Genomic DNA, 18,256 nt, shown 5'->3' with positions numbered 1-18,256 from the left:
CATCTTGATCGAGACCACCGCCACCAGCCCCTCGCGCACGTCCTCGCCGCCCATGTCGGCCTTGAGGTTCTTGGTGAAGCCCTCGCGATTGGCGTAGTTCACCAGGGTGCGCGTGAGCGCCGAGCGGAACCCGACGACGTGAGTTCCGCCCTCGGCGGTGTTGATGTTGTTCACGAACGACAGCAGCGTCTCGGTGTAGCCATCGTTGTACTGGAACGCGATCTCGACCGAGACGTTGTCGCGCTCGCGCGAGAAGAACACCGGCTTGGAGTGAAGCGTCTCTTTGTTCTGGTTGAGATACTTCACGAACTCGACGATGCCGCCCTTGTAGAAATACTCGGTGGACTTGGCGGTGCGCGCGTCGTTGAGGCGGATCGTGAGACCGCTGTTGAGGAACGCCAGCTCGCGCAGGCGCGCGGCGATGGTGTCCCAGTGGAACGTGGTGTCGTCGAAGATCCCGGCGTCGGGCTTGAAGCGCACCGTGGTGCCCGAGCCGGTGGCTCGCTTCTCGGCCGGCCGCGACTTCATCGGGCCGGTCGGCACGCCGCGGCGGTATTCCTGCGAGAAGATCTTGCCGTCGCGAAGCACCTCGACCGTGCACCACTCCGACAGCGCGTTCACCACCGAGACCCCAACGCCGTGCAGTCCGCCCGAAACCTTGTAGGTATTGGAGTCGAACTTGCCGCCGGCATGCAACGTGGTCATCACCACTTCCAGCGCCGGTTTCTTGGTGGTGGCGTGGAGGTCGGTCGGAATGCCGCGCCCGTCGTCGCGCACCGTGACGCTGCCGTCGGTTTCAATGGCGACCTGGATCTCGGTGCAGAAGCCGGCCAGCGCCTCGTCGACGGAATTGTCCACGACTTCCCAGACCAGATGGTGGAGCCCGCGCACCGCCGTGTCGCCGATGTACATCGCCGGGCGCTTGCGGACGGCCTCGAGACCCTCGAGGACCTGGATGCTGGTCGCGTCGTAGTGATGGCCCTTCGCTTCTGCAGTCAAGGTGCCTTCTTCCTTTCCGGTGATCACCGCAGGTTCCCTCCGCCAGGGACGACGAAACGCAGCTCGCGAACGGTGTTTGGGACCAGCTCGCGGTTGAGCGTCCGCATCAATTGGCGCTTGAGGACCCCGAGCTCATGCATCCATGCCGAGCCGTCCACCTCGACGATCAGCGTGCCCCGCCGAAAGGCCACCGCGCGGCTGTGGCCGGCGATCCGCGGTCCCACCACCGCGGCCCACCGATCCACCGCTTCCCAGCCTCGCAGTTCCCCTCCCAGCCCGCGCCCGGCCAGCGCGCGCTGCAAGGCACTCTGCAACGACTCCACCGCTACCCCGCCGCGTCGGGCAGGCGCAGCGGCATGATCAGGCACAACAGCTCTTCCTCCGCCTGAGGAAGCTCGCCGAGCGGCTCGATGACGCCGGCCGACAGCGCGGTCTTCAAGCGAAAGACCACCTGCTCCGTGGGCAAACTACGCAGGATGTCCAGCAGGTAGGTGGCGTTGTAGCCGATCTCCATGTCCTCTCCGCGGTACTGCGCTTCGATTTGATGCTCTCCAGCTCCCAGCTCGGTGGCGGAGGAGACGCCGAGCTTGCCGGAGCGAACCGAGAAACGCACCTGTCGCGTGATGTTGTCCGCATGCGACGCCACGATGTCGACCGCTTCCATGAGGTCCTGGCGACGCACCTGAAGATCGCGCGGATTGTCGCGCGGAATGACCTGGTCGTAGTTGGGATACGGTCCTTCGAGCAGGCGCGTGAAGATCTGCACGCGATATTCGCCGACCTGCGCCGAGAATCCCGCCTGATTCTTCCCGGCGGCGATCTCGACGGTCACCGGGCTCGTCGCTTCCTCGGCGGTGCGGCTGACGGTCTGGAGCGCGCGGCTTGGAACGATCACGCCATCCTTGCCGAGCCCGCCGAACGCGCCCTTGCGCGTGGCGCGCGCCAGCCGGTGACCGTCGGTGGCCACCACTGTGAGCGCCTTCTCGCCGCCCTGCACCAGCACGCCGTTGAGCTGAGGGCGCACTTCGTCGGTGGACGCGGCGTAGGCAGTGCGCGCGAGCAGGCGCGACAGCGCGTCGCCCTCGAGCGTCACCGCGCCGTCGGCCTTGAGATCCGGTACGCGCGGGAACTCCGCCGCGTCCTGAACCGGGAATCGCGACCAGCCTTTCCCATCGCCGTAGCGAACCTCACACTGGCCGCCCTCGATGCCGATCGTGAGCGTGCCCTTCGGAATCTTGCGCACCACCTCGTGGAAATGACGCGCCGACACTGCGACCTTGCCGGGCGTCTTCACCTCGGCGGGAACGCGCACCGCGGTGGTCACGTCGAGGTCGGTTCCGGTCACGCGCAACCCACCCTTGTCCGCCTCGAGCAGGAGGCAGCTCAACAGGGGCTGAGGGCTGCGGGCGGAGACCGAGGCCAGCGCGCGGGACACGGCGAAGGCGAGGTCGCCCTGCTGGATGGAGAGCTGGATTTCGTCCTTCCCGTTCGGCTGGGAAGTCGAAGTCCGGCCACTGGTTCCAGGTGCGGAGGCGGTACCGGCAGAGGGGCTCATGGTTCGGGGCTGCATCATAGGCGGGTCACCCCCTGGCTGCAAGCAATTTGAGTACGTCTAAGATATTGGAGCATAACAAGAAAGAACCTAGTAGTCGTAGGGGCTGTGGAGGGTCTTGAGAAGCTCGATATCTGGGTTCCAAACGGGCTCGCGAGAACGGGTTGCTTCGGGTCTCCCGGCTGTGGAGGAAAGGCCTGTTTGCTCACCGCGACTCAGGTTCCAGGGGCGATGCGGAGGGTTCTCCACCGTTCTCCCCCGGCTATCCACAGCTCATCCGGAGGCCAGCGTGGAAATCACGCCGTTGATCCGATCGGCGAATGACGGATCCGCAGAGATCATGCCGCCGACCTTCTCGCAGGCGTAGAGCACGGTGGTGTGGTCCCTTCCGCCGAACATGCGACCGATCTCGACCAGCGAAAGATCCGTGAGCTGGCGTGCCAGGTACATCGCGACCTGCCGAGGCAGCACGATATTTCGCGTCCGCCGCTTCCCGCACAAGGCATCGACCCTCACGCTGTAGCGCTCCGCGACCGTGGTGAGAATGCGCTCGGGCGTGGTGTGGTCCGGCTCGGGATGGACGTACTGCTGCAGCACTTCCTCGGCCAGATCGGGGGTGATCTCCTGCTGGGTCAATGACGCGACCGCCATCAATCGCACCAGACAGCCCTCGAGGTCGCGGATGTTGGTGCGGATGCGGTCGGCGATAAGCAGCAGGATGTCATCGGCCAGATGCAGGCCGTCGCCCTCGAGTGCGCAGCGATTGCGCAGGATCGCGATGCGCGTTTCGACGTCGGGATGCTTGACGTCGGTGATCAGCCCCTGATTGAAGCGCGAAGTCAGCCGCTCTTCGAGCATCGGAATGTCCTTGGGCGGCTTGTCGGCGGTCACCACGATCTGCTTGTGCGCGTCGCGCAGCGTGTTGAACGTGTAGAAGAACTCCTCCTGCGTGCTCTCCTTTCCCGCCAGAAACTGAATATCGTCGATCAACAGGACGTCCACGTTTCGATACTTGTTTCGGAACGCCAGCGTCTGGCCGTGCTGGATCGCGTAGATCATCTCGTTGGTGAAACGCTCGGCGGGCACGTAGGTGACCCGAGCGTCGGCGTGGCGCGCACGCACTTCGTGGCCGATGGCATGGAGCAGGTGCGTCTTGCCGAGACCGGAGCCGGCGAAGATGAAGAGCGGGTTGTAGTCCTCGGCCGGCCGCTCGGCGACCGCGACACAGGCGGCATGAGTGAATCGATTACCGCCACCGACGATGAAGGTCTCGAAGGTGTGGCGCGGATTGAGCTGGCTGTCGAGCCAGCCGCGCGCCGGCCGCGCGCGCTCGACCGGCGGCCTCGGAAGCGGCGGGGGAGGAGCGGCGCCGGACTCGATCTCGCAGGGGAGCAGCCGCACTTCGGGCGCGGCCCCGAATACCGATGCGAGACAGTCTCGCAGCATGGGAAGGTGGTGCTCGTGGATCCAGTCGACGAAAAACGCGTTTGGAACCTCGAGCTCGACGAGCGTTGGTCCCATCACGCGCGGCGTGATCGGCCGGAACCAGGTGTCGAAAGTCTGAGCACTGCCGATGCGGTCCTGAACGAGTGAAAGAACCTGGGCCCAGAGCCGCTCGGTTCCTTCTACGGGCAGCGATTGGACAGCCATTTCAACGTTCCTTGCTGAAAAGGGTCCGCGGTTATCCACAGGGCCCGGGATCGTTCGAGCCGATAACGGCGCGGTCGCAGGCCCAGGGGACGGGAGCGTGTGGAAATCAAAGCAGATGCTTTTCAACAGCGGGGATCTAAACTCCAAGCTACTGCGGTGTCGTGAGATAGCTCTGCGGCGGCCTCCCCGAGTCCACAGGTTTTCCACATGAGTCAAGCAGCGCGTGCTTAGAAGCGAAAAATGGCCTTGCGGCGGCGCAGGAGCGACGCCGTAAGTGATTGCTATTTAATATCATCAAAGGGTTGCCAGATCCCCCGAGCAAGCGCGGCCTAGGACGCCCTTCCCGCGGGAACGGGAAGGCTAGCATCCACCCCGGGGGTGCACAAGCAGGTTTTGGAAATTGGCGGAAATTAGATAATTCTTTACGCTACATGATGTTGCATGAGCGGCCATGGCCCAATAAGCCGCTCAGAAAGGCAGGTTCACTCCCGCCGAAAAACCGACGTCATCGTTGAAATCGTCACCGAGCCGAAATTCGAACTCGGTGACGATGCGGGCCACCGGCGAGAGCCCGAATTCCGAGCCCACCCGGAGCGGCGTCGAGAAGTCGGTCCTGGTTTGATCGCTGTTCACGCTCGAGAACGCGAAGCCCAGGCCCACGTACGGAGAGATCTCGCCGGTGGCGCCGCGGTGCCACGAGCGGCTCGCCACGATCGTCGGCCCGAGGGTGAGCGCGCTGTAGTTGTCGCCGACGTGAATCCCGAGACCACCGCCGGCGGCGATGTCGAACGGCTGCTGGTCACCAGCGCGAAGCAGAGCCACCTTTACGTCGGTGCCGACCTGGACCAGCGTGCGATTCCCCTGGTCCCGATCCATGCGAGAAAGGCCCCCCTGAAAACCGAAGTCCACGCCGGGGTAGAAGCTCAGCCGAAGCTGACCGAGCAGCCCGACCACGTTCTGGCTGATCGGCACGTATCCGCCGAAGACGTGCCCGTCGACCGGCAGGATCGCCGCGCCGGTGTAGGGACTGGGGAGTTGGGCCTCGGCCCGCGTCGCGAGCAGGAGCCCGGCCGCGAGCGCGGCCAAGCGTAGGTTTTTCACTGTCATCCTCCGTGATGAGAGTGCGGGAGCCGGAGCGCGGCGCCAGGGGCACCGTCGCAAATCGGGGAATTGGCGGTCAAGCCGATTCTGCCCGCCGGGCGTGGAGTTTGCCGTCCACTGGCAATTGGTCGCTCGCCGGCGCTGCCGCTAGTATGCGCGCCCATGGCTCGCACTCTCGACGTCGTTCTCCTGCTCGCGCTGCCCGCCTCGGGCAAGTCGGAAGTTCGCCGCTACCTCGCCAGCCTGTCTCCCGAGCGCTCCGAGCGCGAGATGCATCTCGGCCCCACCACCCAGCTCGACGACTATCCCTACGTTCACATGATGCGCCGGGTGAGCCAGGAGCTGCGACGGCTGGGTCATGACGGCGTGTTCTTCGACTCGGACGACCTGCCGATGAAGGACCCACGCGACTGGGGGACGCTGATCGAGCTGATCAACGAAGACTTCGACGACCTGGTGCGCCAGCGTGCGGCCGCGCCGCCGGCGGCCGCTCCCTGGCTCCTCGATCGATTCGATGGCGCGCGGGCGCGCGTCGGAGCGGCTCCCGCCTTCAGGCAGTTGAGCGCCGGGGTCCGCGCCGCGCTGGCCGCGGCGCTCGAGAGCGACGCGCTGGCGGTCCTGCGCGACAAGAACGCGGCGCTGCCCGGCACGTTGAGCGGGCGGACGGTGGTGATCGAGTTCGCGCGCGGAGGTCCCGAAGGCGCAAAGCCGCCGCTGCCGGAGCCGCTCGGCTATCGCTACTCGCTGTCGCGCCTGAGCGACGCGATTCTCGAGCGGGCCGTGATCCTGTACGTGTGGGTCACTCCCGAAGAGTCGCGGCGCAAGAACCGCGAACGCGCCGATCCCAACGATCCCGGCTCGATCCTTCACCACGGGGTGCCTACCGCCGTGATGCTCGGCGACTACGGATGCGACGACATGGAGTGGCTGATCACACACTCGGGGAAGCCCGACACGGTGCGGGTCGAAGCCCGCGGCCGAAGCCATCTGCTGCCGGTCGCGCGGTTCGACAACCGCGTGGACAAGACCTCGTTCGTCCGCGAGGACCCGGCCTGCTGGCGGCCGGCCGAGGTCGAGGCGCTGCACCAGGGGCTGTCGAAGGCGCTCACGCGCCTTGCCGAACAGGCGTCGAGGGCCGCGGCTCGCTGAGCGGTACGCCGCCTCAGCCGGCGGCCGGGTCGAAGAACGCCGAGGCCCAGGCGGCGATTTCCCGAAAACCGAGACGCCGGTAGAGCGACAGCGCCGGCGCGTTGAAATCGTTCACGAACAGGCAGGCATTGCGGCTGCGCGCCAGCAGCCGCGTGCACAGCTCGCTCAGGCCTCGAGTCGCGTAGCCGCGGCCCCGCAAGGCCGGCGGCGTGTAGACGCCCGAGACCTGGGCGGCGTCGGCGGTCGCGGCGCTGATGCTGGCGCGAAAGCGAAGCACGCCATCCTCGATCCACAGCCAGGTGTGGCCGTCGCGGCACTCTTCCTCGACGCGCCGCGGATAGCCGCGCGGATCGGCGACCCGCGGATCTTCGTCGAGCTCCTCGTGGCGCAGCGCGGCACCCGATTCGTAGACGATGGCGTAGTCCTCGGGGCGCGCCGGGCGCAAGGCCGGCAAACGCTCGCGCACCGGCAGGCGGGAAGGCTCCAGCGCCAGGTAGATCTGCCGGCGGAAGAGCCGCGGCGCGAGCCCGTCGCGGGCGAATTCCTCGACGAAGATCTCCACCGCGCGGGCCGGACCGATGACCTGGAGTCGCGGCGGCAGCGCCACGCGCCGCGCGCGCGCCACCTCGGCGAGCTGGCGAAACGCCTCGGGATCGCCGCCGTGCGGCAGCACCGCGCCCGAGCGACCGCCGAGATGGAGCACGCCGACGATCTCGCCCAGGCGGCGTGCCGCCCAGGTCTCGTCGTGGGGCGCAGCCAGTGAATCGCGCAGCGCCAGCGCGGTCAGATACACGTGCAGCACCGGGTCGCGCTGCAGCCAGCGGAGCAGCTCGGGCAGATGCGCGGGGCGCAGGCGCTCGATCGTCGGCGCGGCGGGATCGGAGGCGAGCGTCATGAGTCGAGGCTACCACCATCCGGATGTTACGCGTTGGAAACAGTCCGGAATTGATTCCGACGCACTCCGAACCTAGGTTCTGTCTGGGAACGCCCCGCGATCCGGGGCGGGAGGGGACGATGAACGACCTGGTGCTGGTGATCGAGGACGAGAAGGAGATCCGCGATCTCATTCGCTACAACCTCGAGCGCGCCGGCTTTCGCGTGACCGCGGTCGGCGACGGCGAGGAAGGCCTCCAGCGGCTCTTCGCCGCGCGTCCCGACGTGCTGGTGCTGGACTTGATGCTGCCCGGACGCAACGGCCTGGAAGTGCTGCGCGAAGTGCGCGAGCAACCGGGCACGCGGGATCTGCCGGTGCTGGTGCTCACCGCGCGCGCCGCCGAAATGGACAAGCTGCTCGGGTTCGAGCACGGCGCCGACGACTACGTCACCAAACCGTTCAGCCCGCGCGAGCTGGTGGCTCGGCTCAAGGCCCTGTTGCGCCGCGCGCGCCCGGCGCGCGAGCCGGCGCGGCTGGAGGTCGGGGGGCTGCGCATCGACACGCTGGCCCGCGAGGCCACCTTCCGCGAGAAGAAGCTGGTGCTGACACCGCGCGAATTCGACCTGCTCACCTTCTTCGCGCATCATCCTGGACGGGTGCTCACGCGCGAGGAGCTGCTGCGCAAGGTCTGGGGCTACGACTATCTGGGCGAGACGCGCACCGTGGACGTGCACGTGCGCCGCTTGCGCGTGAAGATCGGCGAGAAGCACCACGTCATCGAGACCGCCACCGGGCTCGGCTACAAGCTGGTCGCGCCCGCCCGGGCGGCCGGGCGCGCCGGAGAAACGCTGGAGAAATGATCCGCTCGCTCCGCGGGCGCCTCTTCCTGTCGCATCTGCTGGTGATGATCCTGGCGCTCGGCGGCGCGGCGCTTCTGTTCGCCCGCGGGATTCGCGGTCCGTTGCTCCTCGGGCCGGCGCTGGTGGCGCTGGCCGCATTGCTCGGCGCGCTGTTCACGCTGCTCCTGACCGGCCGGCAGGCCGCGCGCATCGCCGAGCTCGAGCGTGCCGCGCATCGCCTGGCCGCGGCCGATCCGCAGGCGCGCGCGGCCGAATCACCGCCCGACGAGCTGGGGCGTCTGGGGCGCGCGATCAACGAGATGGCGGCCGAGGGTCACTCGAGGCTCGCGACCCTGACCCGCGAGCGCGACGAGCACGAGCACATCCTGGCGCAGATGAGTGACGGCGTGGCCCTGATCGACGGCCAGGGCAACATGGTGCGCAGCAATCACAGTCTGGCCGCGCTGCTCGACGCGCCGCGGCCGGCCGAGCCCGGCACCCGCTTCAGCGCCTATGCGCGCATCGCCGAGCTGCACGAGCTGGTGCAGCGCGCGCGCTCGACCGGCCGGCCGGCGGAGGCCGAGCTGCGGTTGTGGACGCCCCGGCCACGCACGCTGCACGCGGCGGCTACGCCGCTGGGGGAGAGGGCGGGCGACCTGGTGCTGCTGCTGCTGCGCGACCTCACCGAGATCGAGAACCTGAGTCGGCTCCGGCAGGACTTCGTCGCCAACGTCTCGCACGAGTTGCGCACGCCGCTCACCTCGATTCGCGGCTACGCCGAGACGCTGCTCGACGGCGCGCTCGAAGACCAGGATCACCGGCGTGAATTCGTCGAGGCGATCCGTTCGAGCGCCGCGCGACTCGACGCGCTGGTGGCGGATCTCCTCTCGCTCGCCGAGCTCGAGCGCTCGGGCGCGGCGCTGAGACTCGAGCCGTTGGATCTTCGCGCCGCCACCGAAGCCCAGGTTTCGGCGTTCCGGGCCGCTGCGGATCGCGCCGGACTCGAGCTGGCGCTCGAGCCCGGCCCCGAGATTCCGGTGTCGGCGGATCGCCCGCGACTCGAGCAGGTGCTCGCCAACCTGCTCGACAACGCGATCAAGTATACGGAGCGCGGGCGCGTCACGGTGCGGCTGGGGCTGGATCGCGGCATCGCCTGGTGCGAGGTCGCCGACACCGGGCCCGGCATTCCGCCCGCCGATCTGCCTCGTGTGTTCGAACGCTTCTATCGCGTCGACAAGGCGCGTTCGCGCGAGAAGGGCGGCACCGGGCTGGGCCTCTCGATCGTGAAGCACATCATCGCGCTCCATCGCGGCGAAGTCTCGGTGCGCAGTACGCCGGGCGCCGGCGCGACCTTCCGCTTCGAGATTCCGCGCGGCGCCGCGGCCTAGGCTTGGTTTGGAAACACGCCGCGAGCGCGCCGGCGCTCCCCGTACCGACGCTGCGCCGAAGGTGGCCGAGTCCCGCGCGTTTTTTCTCCTCGTTAACAGTCCCGCCACGCCGCGTTCCCCGGACCTCGTCTAGCGTCTCGCCGTTCCGGAAAGCGGCCGCGCCGGCTCGGTGCTGCCTTCGCGCGTTCGGTCCTCCACCCGCGCGCGTCCACGCGAGCTCCGCGCCGCCTTACGGATCATGTCCGCCCCACGCCGCGCCACGGTTGGTCGGGCCCATGCGCGGGCCGACGGATGGACCGTCCATCAGCTGCACCGCGATTTCGTGAGGGAGGCCCCATGCGACTCGTTGGCAACGCTTCATTCGGAACTCTCCGGCGCGGAATACTGGCCGCCGGGCTGATGACCCTGGCGGCGGGCAGCGCGTCCGCCCAGATGGTGTTCGACGGAAACATCATGTGGATGAACAACCTGGCCGGGAACACGCTCGCCAATCAGTTCACCGGCTCGGCCGGCGCCGGCGCCCCGGCCTGCGCGGCCGGAACCACGGCGCTCACGCTCGGCACCGTCACCTACACCCACAACGTGCTCTCGGATCCGCTGCTCCCCGACGCGCCTTACAAGCCCAACCTGCTTCCCAACTTCCAGCCCGCCAACGGCAGCCCGGCGTACGGCCACGCGATGACGGTTCCGAACGACGGCTTCTTCACCCAGACCTGCTACTCGGGCGCCGTCGGACCCGACCCATCGGACCGGTGGTGGGAGGGCTGGACCACGTTCGACTCGACCGGCGCCAATCGTCACGACCTCCACCTGGGGCCGCCGTACGACAGCTCGCCGCGGCCGCTGGCCGTGTACGACAACGTCGCGATCCGCGGCTTCACCTCGTGGTCGCCGGACAGCAACTACCTGGTGCGCGGCCAGCTGCGGATCAAGAACGGCGCGGTGCTGAACATTCCCCCCGGCGACGTGGTGTTCGAGGAGTTCGCGTCGATCGGCACCATCATCACCGAACGCGGCGGCCGGCTGTACGCGATCGGGACCGCCTGTGACCCGATCATCATCACCAGCGACGACCCGCCCGGCTTCATGTCCCGCGGCCACTGCGGCGGCATCGTGCTCAACGGCTACGCCAAGACCAACGTCGTCAACTCGTGCGCCGGCGACTCGTCGGCCAGCGAGGGCGGCGCGATCGGCTTCTTCGGCGGCAACGACGACGCCGACAACTCGGGCACGCTGCGTTACGTGCGCGTCGAGTTCTCGGGCAAGGAAATCCTGCCGAACGACGAGCTGAATTCGTTCACCTTCAACTCCTGCGGCAGCAACACCCACCTCGACTACTGCGAGGCCTACCAGGGCGACGACGACTCGTTCGAATGGTTCGGCGGCGACATGTCGTGCAAGCACCTGATCGGGATCGACAACTCGGACGACGGCTACGACTGGCAGCTCGGCACCCGAAATCGCGCGCAGTTCGTGATCGTGCGCCCCTCCCCCTACTTCTCGGTGGCGGGCGACCAGAACGGCGACAAGGGAATCGAAGCCGACGACAACGAGTTCGATTTCAACGCCACCGTCTGCTCGGGCCGGTCGAATACCACGATTGCCAACATGACGGCGATCGGCGACCACCGGGTCGGCGCCAGCTTCCCCGGGCCGGCGGCGGGCGTGAACTTCCGCCGCGGCACCGAGGGCACGGTGCTCAACAGCATCTTCTTCAACTTCAAGACCGGCACCCTGAAGATCGACGACGACGCCACCTGGCAGGCCCACTGCCTGGCCCCGCCGGCGGCCCCGACGGTGTTCTGCCCCGGTGCCCTCGGGGTGGCTCAGCCGATCAGTGACGGTCGCGTGTTCGTGGCGCGCAGCGCTCCGAATCCGTTCCACAGCGCGGTGAGCTTCTCGTTCGAGCTGCCGAAGGCCGGCAACGTCGCGGTGCAGGTCTATTCGGCGGACGGACGGCTGGTGTCGACGCTGCACAACGGCCAGATGGAAGCCGGACAGCACTCGATCACCTGGAACGTCGATAAGGCGACGCCGAGCGGCATGTACTTCTACAAGGTCGTCGCCAACGGCAACGAGTCGAGCGGCAAGATCGCCCGCATCAACTGATGTCCTGATTCGCATCGCCCCGCACGCCGGCCCGGCGGCCTCGATGCCGCCGGGCCGGTCGTGAGAGGCGAGGAAGCACCGTTCGCGTGTCGCGCAGCACCACGGCTCAGGAGGCAGGTCGGATGGGCCGAAATTTCGGAGTCGCGTTGGGCGCCCGCGTGTGGGCGCTCGGGTTCAGTCTCATGCTGGCGCTGTTCGTCGTGCTGCCGGCGTCGGCGGCGGGGACGGGCAAGATCCAGGGCAAGATCGTCGCGACCGACAATGGCGAGCCGGTGAGCTTCGCCGACGTCGTGCTGCTGCCGGCCGACACCACGATGCATCCGGTGGGCGGCCTCACCAATGCCGACGGCACCTTCCTGCTCGAGGCGCCTCCCGGGCGCTACGCGCTCAAGATCCGCGCCCTCTCCTATGCCACCAAGCGGATCGAGGGCATCGTGATCGAAGCGGGCAAGCTGCTGCCGATGAGCACCGCGCTGACACCGGAGGCCATTCAGATCAAGGAAGTGGTGGTCGAAGCCAGGGCGCTCCAGAACACCGAGAGCTCGATGCTCTCTGCGCGCAAGAAGGCGGCGGCAGTCGGCGACGCGGTGAGCGCCGAGCAGGTGCGCAAGGCACCCGACAAGGACGCCGCCGAAGTGCTGCGACGCGTGACCGGGCTGTCGGTGTCGGACAACAAGTACGTGTTCGTCCGCGGCCTCGGCGAGCGCTACAGCTCGACCGAGGTGGACGGCGTCCGTCTCACCAGCCCCGAGCAGAACAAACGCGTGGTCCCGCTCGACCTGGTGCCCGCGAACCTGCTCGAAAATATCGTGGTACAGAAGACCTACACCGCCGATCGACCCGGCGAGTTCGGCGGCGGCGACGTTCAGGTCCACACCAAGGATTTTCCCGGCAAGCGCACCTGGCAGATCGCCGCGCTCCAGGGCACGCTCCAGGGCACGACGTTCCACGATCACGCCGTCTACCCGACCGGGTCGCTGGGCTACTTCGGGTTCAGCGCCGACTCGCGCAAGATGCCCGCCGACGTGTCGGGCGTGCAGATCCCGGCCTACGTTCCGCGCAATTACGCGACCCTGGCCTCGATGGCCGGGTCGTTCTCGCCGCGGTGGGGGCCGAAGACCTCCAACGCCGATCCCAACTCGGGCTATTCGGCGACCTACGGCGACGAGTTCAAGATCTTCGGGCGCTCGCTCGGCATCATCGCCTCGGGCACCGCCAGTCATTCGGTGCGAGAGCAGGACGAGATCCAGCGCTTCTATCAGGGCGGCTCCGACGCCATCGTTTACGACTACAACGTGACCCGCTCGACGGAGTCCGCCCAGCTCGGCTCGCTGGCCGGGCTCAGCTACCGCCTCTCGCCGCGCAACACCCTGCATGCACGGGCGTTCTACACGCACGACTCCGACGACGAGGTGCGCTTCTACGAGGGCGCCGACTACAACCGGTTCGACGTCAACAACAACCCCATCCACCATCGCGACACCCGCTTCCTCTACGTCGAGCGCAGCGTGCTGTCCGGGTCGGTGGATGGGCAGCACGAGCTGCCGGTGCTCTTGAACTCGACTTTCAGCTGGAAGTTCGGCCGCTCGATCTCGCGCCGCCAGCAGCCGGATCGCCGCGAATACATCTATGACCGCGCCTACTACTTCCCCGGCGACACCGCCCACTGGGTGTTTGCCTCGCTCGGGAACGACGACTTCGGCGATCTCAAGGAGAACGGCTGGGGGACGACGCTCACCGAGGCCGTGCCTTACAAGCTCGGGGGCTGGGGCAACGGCAAGCTCAACCTCGGCTACGACCGCGAGACCAAGTCGCGCGACAATTTCTACCGGCGCTTCCAGATTACGCCGAACAGTCTGGTGAAACGCACCGAGCTGCCGGTGGACACCATTTTCGCGCCGGGAGGATTCGACGGCTCGCGCAACACCGGCTACGTCCAGGACGTGACGCAGAACACCGCGGCAGTCGGTCTCGACAACTACACCGCCGCTCAGCGCGTCGAGGCCGGTTTCGTGTCCGCGGATGTCCCCTTCGGGACGAAGCTGCGCGGAAATCTTGGCGTGCGTGTCGAGCACGGGTATCAGGACGTCAGGAGCTACGCGCTCTTCCAGCCCGACAACGTGCTCGCGGAAGGCAAGCTGGACAACACCGACTGGCTGCCATCGGTCAACCTGACGTTCGCGCTCACCGGGATCGTCAACCTGCGCGCCGCCGCGAGCCGGACGGTCTCGCGGCCCGATCTGAACGAGCTGTCACCCAGCGCGAATCTCGAATACGTGGGGGGAAACCTGGTGAAGGGCAATCCCGACCTGCATCGCGCAACGATCGACAATTACGACCTGCGGCTGGAGGCCTTCCCGGCGCTGTCCGAAGTGCTGGCGATCGGCGGCTTCTACAAGCGGCTGCACGATCCGATCGAGCAGGTGATCCGCGGCGGTACCCCGCACATTCTCCAGCCGTTCAACTCCGACGGCGGCCACAACATCGGCGCCGAGGTGGAAGTGCGCAGCAGCCTCGGGCGGATCATGCATCGGATGAAGCGGCTGTCGATCAATGCCAACGCCTCGTTCATCTCGTCCGAGGTCCAAATCCAGCAGCAGACCACCCTGCTCGGCTCACCCCGGCATCCGCTTCAGGGACAGGTCAACTATCTGGTGAACGGAGGGCTCGGCTACGCGACCCCGAGCGGCCGAACCGACTTCTCGGCGTTGCTGAGCATGGTGGGCCGTCAGCTGGTGGCGCTCGGCAGCACGCCGCTGCCCGACATCTACCAGCGGCCCTATGCGAGCGTGGATGTGGCCGCCAACGTCACGCCGCTCCCCGATCTGCGCCTGAAGCTGGCGGCGCGCAATCTGCTCGACCCGAAGTTCGAGCAGGTGCAGGACAACAACGTCACCTCCGAATATCGAACCGGACGCAGCTACGCGATCGCCCTGGTGTACGGACAATGAGAGCGCCGAGCGCGAAGTTCCCGTCCCGCGCCGCGGAGCGCGCGCACCGAATTGCGGCTAGCGCGCTGCTGCTCGCCGCCGGCGCGACCCTTGCCGTCGCGGCCGGCGCGCCGAGGCCCAACACCGCGCCGATCGACAGCTCGAACATCAAGCACGTTTCATCGCTCAGGCACCTCCCGGGGTATTCGCCGCCGGTCGACGCCGAATCGATGTCGGTGCTGATTGGACGCCGCGTGAACGCGCCGGTGGTGAGCAAACCGTTCAAGGGCGGCGCCCGCACGCTCGACGACCTGGGCCGCGCGGTGTGCCGCATGCTGCACAGGAACGATCGCGACTCGCTGCTCGCGCTTTGCGTGAGCCAGGACGAGTTCACCGACATCATGTGGCTGGAATTCCCGCAGAGCCGCCCGGCCACCGGGCTGCAGTGGGAGGACGCGTGGACCATGCACTACGCGCGGATTCACGCCGGCAGCTCGCACGCGGTGCGGGACTACGGCGGACACCTCTATCAATTCATGGGGTTCGAACGGGACTCGGTGATGCATTACAAGAACTTCAGCCTGCACAATCATCTGATCCTGGTGGCGAAGGACGACCTGGGAGACGTGCAGAAGTGGCGCTGGCTCCGTTCGGTGGCCGAACGAAAGGGCCGTTTCAAGATCTGGAGCACCGACGACTGAGCGAGCGGGTCGGTTCCGGCAACCCGGAGGGCCGCGGGTTCGCCCGGCGGTCAATTCGGGTTGAAACCTTGCCGATATCAGGGGCATGCGACTCGCGCGCCCCTGGTTCGTTCTGTTCACTCTGGCCGGCAGCCTTTCGGCCGGTCCCACATGGGCCGCCTGGCGCCATGCGCCGACCGTGGCGCCCGGTGGAAGTGCCGGCGTTCCGCTGGGAGCGCCATTCGGCTGGGCGTTTCGTCTCGCCCACATCGGCCTGACGCCGCGCGGGCCGGGGAACTCCGAGCGGGTGAGGCTCGACCAGGGTCGCCGGATCCTCGAATTTCCAGTCGGCGAGTCGGCGTTGGGACTGTTCGTGAAGGTCTCGGGCCGAGTCGAGTTCGAGCGCGCCGACATCGCCTTCGCCGACGGCTCGCTCAAGAGCGTGGACGCATTTGGAATGCAGCGCAGCAGCGGGCTCTACTCGCTGGCGGACTTCGACCACGACCGGGAGGTTTCGTGGGTGCGACTCGTCCTGCGCGCTCGCTCGAGCCATGCCCGCGTCGGCGTCCTCCTCGGGATCTGAGCCGCCGTTCCTAACGCGCCGGCAACACGAGTTTCCAGGAATGTAACTCGCCGATCACGGGCGCGCGCCAGCGGCTCCCCTAACGTGCTGCGCGTGACGGGCCGGGGGACACGACGAGTTCCGCCCACCGACCGCGCGGGGCTCGACCGTGAGCACCGCATCACGCAGCCCTCCGCCTCCGTCCCGGCACGCCCGGAAGGCCCATGCTCCCTGCGCCGCGGCCTGGCACGCCGCGGCCGGGGCGCTCCGGGCCGCCGTGGTTTGTGGTCCACACCCCGACACCAGCCATTGCCGGAATGGAGCGAGCCGCTCGGCGTGCGGGGAGGCGGCGAAAATTCCTTTCACGAGTCGGGCGCGTTACATTACCCTGACGATACACAGATTTTCATATTCTCCGAGCGGCATCCCAACCCAGTCACAGATATCGAGGCCCACTGTGTCTTCGACCACGCAGACTCGTCGCGGCCGCCCCCCGATCATGTCTCGTGACATCCTCCTTCAGCGCATTCGTGAGCTGGCGGCGAGCGAAAGCGGATTATTCCGAATTCATCTCGCGCATCCCGAATTCTACGCGCGCGCCCGGCGCATGTTCGGCACCTGGTCGGAGGCGGTGCGCAACGCCGGCGTGGACTACGAACAGATGGTGAGGTCCGCTCGCCGCCGTACGCGTGACGCGAACCGGCTGCGGCCCGGCGGCATCGACAACTTCTGAACCCCGCCACACCCGCGGATTCCCGCCGATCGTCGCGAAACTGGGTTACCATGAGGTCACCATGTCGAGCGCCATCCCCACGGGCGTGTCCGATCCACCCGCGCAGGACGCGGAGGTCGCGGTGCAGGAACCTCGACCCCTGGTTGCGGGCGCGCCCATCGTGCGCCCGGGTGACTCGGCGCCGGCCGAAGGCGCGCGCGTCGCTCTCGAGGCCCGGGACTTTTCGCTCTACTACGGCGCCCATCGCGCGCTGCACGGCATCTCGCTGGCCATGTACGAGCGCAGCGTGACGGCGATCATCGGCCCGTCCGGATGCGGCAAGAGTACCCTGCTTCGCTCGTTCAACCGCATGAACGACCTGATCGCGAACGTGCGCATGGAGGGAAGCTTGCGCTTCGGTGACCGCGACCTGCTCGCTCCCGGCACCGACGTCGTGGACCTCCGCCGCCGGGTGGGCATGGTGTTCCAGCGGCCGAATCCGTTTCCCAAGTCGATCTACGACAACGTCGCCTTCGGGCTGCGCCTGCTCGGCGTCCGCCGTCGCTCCGAGCTGGACGCGCGCGTCGAGCAGAGCCTGCGCCGGGCCGCGCTGTGGGACGAAGTGCGCGACCGGCTCGCGCGTTCGGCGCTCCAGCTCTCGGGCGGCCAGCAGCAGCGCCTCTGCATCGCGCGGTGCCTGGCGGTGGATCCCGATGTCATCCTGATGGACGAGCCCGCTTCGGCGCTGGATCCGACCGCCACCGCCCGCATCGAAGAGCTGGTGCTCGAGCTCAAGGACCGCTACACCATCGTGGTCGTGACTCACAACATGCAGCAGGCGGCGCGCATCTCCGATCGGACCGCGTTCCTGCTGAGCGGCGAACTGGTCGAGGTGGACGAGACCCGGAAGCTCTTCACCCGGCCGCAGAAGAAGATCACCGAGGACTACATCACCGGGCGCTTCGGCTAGACCGCCGGGGCCGATCGAGCGCGCTCGAGCCTTCGAGCCGCGCGGGAGCGGAATGGAAAGGCACTTCGAACGCGAGATCGAGTCCCTCAAGGAGCAACTGCTCCTGATGGGCGGCCGCGCCGAGCAGATCGTGCGCAAGAGCATCGAAGCGTTGCGGCGGCGCGACGTCGAACAGGCCAAGGGCGTGTTCGAAGACGATCATCAGATCGACCGGCTCGAAATCGACATCGAAGAACGTTGCATCAAGCTGTTCGCGCTCCAGCAGCCGCTCGCCACCGATCTGCGGTTCATCATGTCCGCGCTCAAGATCTCGAACGACCTGGAACGCGTCGGCGATCACGCCGTGAACATCGCCGAGGGCGCGATCAAGCTCGCCGCCGAGCCGCCGCTCAAGCCGCTGGTCGACATTCCGCGCATGGCCAGCCTGGCCACCGGCATGCTGCATGACGCGCTCGACGCCTTCGTGCGCAGCGACGCCGAGATTGCGCGCCGACTCTGTCGCCGCGATGACGACGTGGACAATCTCAATCACCAGCTCTTCCGCGAGCTGCTGAGCTACATGATCGAGAGCCCGTCGACCATCACCCGGGCGATGGAGCTGATCCTGGTGGCGCGCAATCTCGAGCGCGTTGCCGATCTGGCCACCAACGTCGCCGAAGAGGTGGTGTTCATCGCCGAGGCGAAGATCATCAAGCATCACGCCGACGAGCCGGTGGGCGAGGACTTCGGCCGAACCTAGTC

The 18,256-nt window shown here is 67.4% G+C and carries 16 protein-coding genes; 10 read left to right on the top strand and 6 right to left on the bottom strand.

Annotation, left to right across the window (positions count from 1 at the left end; translation table 11 throughout):
• The 5 genes from VMJ70_16320 to VMJ70_16300 form a co-directional block, all read right to left on the bottom strand.
• Positions 1–1,026, bottom strand: a 1,026-nt coding sequence (locus VMJ70_16320; protein ID HTO92698.1) for an ATP-binding protein, incomplete at its 3' end; no start/stop codon positions are given.
• The gene (locus VMJ70_16315; GenBank protein HTO92697.1) at positions 1,023–1,322 is read right to left on the bottom strand and encodes a DUF721 domain-containing protein; all 300 of its coding nucleotides are present in this window, start codon (positions 1,320–1,322) and stop codon (positions 1,023–1,025) included. The genes VMJ70_16315 and VMJ70_16320, both read right to left, overlap by 4 nt.
• Positions 1,323–1,324: 2 nt before the next feature.
• Positions 1,325–2,554 carry a DNA polymerase III subunit beta gene (gene dnaN / locus VMJ70_16310; protein ID HTO92696.1) on the bottom strand — a complete coding sequence of 410 codons (1,230 nt, stop codon included), beginning with the start codon at positions 2,552–2,554 and terminating at the stop codon, positions 1,325–1,327.
• Between the two features lie 270 nt (positions 2,555–2,824).
• A complete protein-coding gene (gene dnaA / locus VMJ70_16305) occupies positions 2,825–4,201 on the bottom strand; it encodes a chromosomal replication initiator protein DnaA (protein HTO92695.1) in 1,377 nt (458 codons plus the stop codon).
• A 468-nt stretch (positions 4,202–4,669) separates the two neighbouring features.
• Positions 4,670–5,302 (bottom strand): hypothetical protein, encoded by a 633-nt coding sequence (locus VMJ70_16300; protein ID HTO92694.1) that lies wholly within the window; start codon positions 5,300–5,302, stop codon positions 4,670–4,672.
• A gap of 162 nt (positions 5,303–5,464) precedes the next feature.
• On the opposite strand from VMJ70_16300, the gene VMJ70_16295 reads away from it, so the two are divergent.
• Positions 5,465–6,451: a hypothetical protein gene (locus VMJ70_16295; protein ID HTO92693.1), complete on the top strand. Its 987-nt coding sequence runs from the start codon at positions 5,465–5,467 to the stop codon at positions 6,449–6,451.
• A gap of 13 nt (positions 6,452–6,464) precedes the next feature.
• On the opposite strand, the gene VMJ70_16290 is transcribed toward VMJ70_16295, so the two are convergent.
• Positions 6,465–7,346, bottom strand: a complete 882-nt coding sequence (locus tag VMJ70_16290) for a GNAT family N-acetyltransferase (GenBank protein HTO92692.1) — start codon at positions 7,344–7,346, stop codon at positions 6,465–6,467.
• 119 nt (positions 7,347–7,465) lie between these two features.
• Here VMJ70_16290 and VMJ70_16285 point away from each other — a divergent pair, with 119 nt between their 5' ends.
• The 9 genes from VMJ70_16285 to phoU all read left to right on the top strand — a co-directional run bounded on the left by VMJ70_16285 (position 7,466) and on the right by phoU (position 18,254).
• Positions 7,466–8,185: a response regulator transcription factor gene (locus tag VMJ70_16285; protein ID HTO92691.1), complete on the top strand. Its 720-nt coding sequence runs from the start codon at positions 7,466–7,468 to the stop codon at positions 8,183–8,185.
• A complete protein-coding gene (locus VMJ70_16280; protein HTO92690.1) occupies positions 8,182–9,552 on the top strand; it encodes an ATP-binding protein in 1,371 nt (456 codons plus the stop codon). The genes VMJ70_16285 and VMJ70_16280 overlap by 4 nt, the downstream gene beginning before the upstream one ends.
• Positions 9,553–9,888: 336 nt before the next feature.
• Positions 9,889–11,661, top strand: coding sequence for a T9SS type A sorting domain-containing protein (locus VMJ70_16275; protein ID HTO92689.1), 1,773 nt, complete (start codon positions 9,889–9,891; stop codon positions 11,659–11,661).
• Positions 11,662–11,783: 122 nt separating this feature from the next.
• A complete protein-coding gene (locus tag VMJ70_16270; GenBank protein HTO92688.1) occupies positions 11,784–14,612 on the top strand; it encodes a TonB-dependent receptor in 2,829 nt (942 codons plus the stop codon).
• Positions 14,609–15,292, top strand: a complete 684-nt coding sequence (locus tag VMJ70_16265; GenBank protein ID HTO92687.1) for a hypothetical protein — start codon at positions 14,609–14,611, stop codon at positions 15,290–15,292. Before VMJ70_16270 ends, VMJ70_16265 begins: the two co-directional genes overlap by 4 nt.
• An 85-nt stretch (positions 15,293–15,377) precedes the next feature.
• Positions 15,378–15,854 carry a hypothetical protein gene (locus VMJ70_16260; GenBank protein ID HTO92686.1) on the top strand — a complete coding sequence of 159 codons (477 nt, stop codon included), beginning with the start codon at positions 15,378–15,380 and terminating at the stop codon, positions 15,852–15,854.
• Positions 15,855–16,332: 478 nt separating this feature from the next.
• Positions 16,333–16,566, top strand: coding sequence for a hypothetical protein (locus VMJ70_16255; protein HTO92685.1), 234 nt, complete (start codon positions 16,333–16,335; stop codon positions 16,564–16,566).
• A gap of 61 nt (positions 16,567–16,627) precedes the next feature.
• Entirely contained in the window at positions 16,628–17,515 is an 888-nt protein-coding gene (pstB, locus tag VMJ70_16250; protein HTO92684.1) for a phosphate ABC transporter ATP-binding protein PstB, read from the top strand.
• A gap of 52 nt (positions 17,516–17,567) precedes the next feature.
• Positions 17,568–18,254, top strand: coding sequence for a phosphate signaling complex protein PhoU (gene phoU, locus VMJ70_16245; protein ID HTO92683.1), 687 nt, complete (start codon positions 17,568–17,570; stop codon positions 18,252–18,254).
• Positions 18,255–18,256 lie beyond the last annotated feature (2 nt).

Origin of the sequence: Candidatus Sulfotelmatobacter sp. (genome assembly GCA_035498555.1) — a bacterium.
In the GTDB taxonomy this organism is placed as follows: domain Bacteria; phylum Eisenbacteria; class RBG-16-71-46; order RBG-16-71-46; family RBG-16-71-46; genus DATKAB01.
The sequence above is the reverse complement of the archived record's forward strand: the minus strand, read 5'-3'. Positions and strand labels throughout refer to the sequence as shown.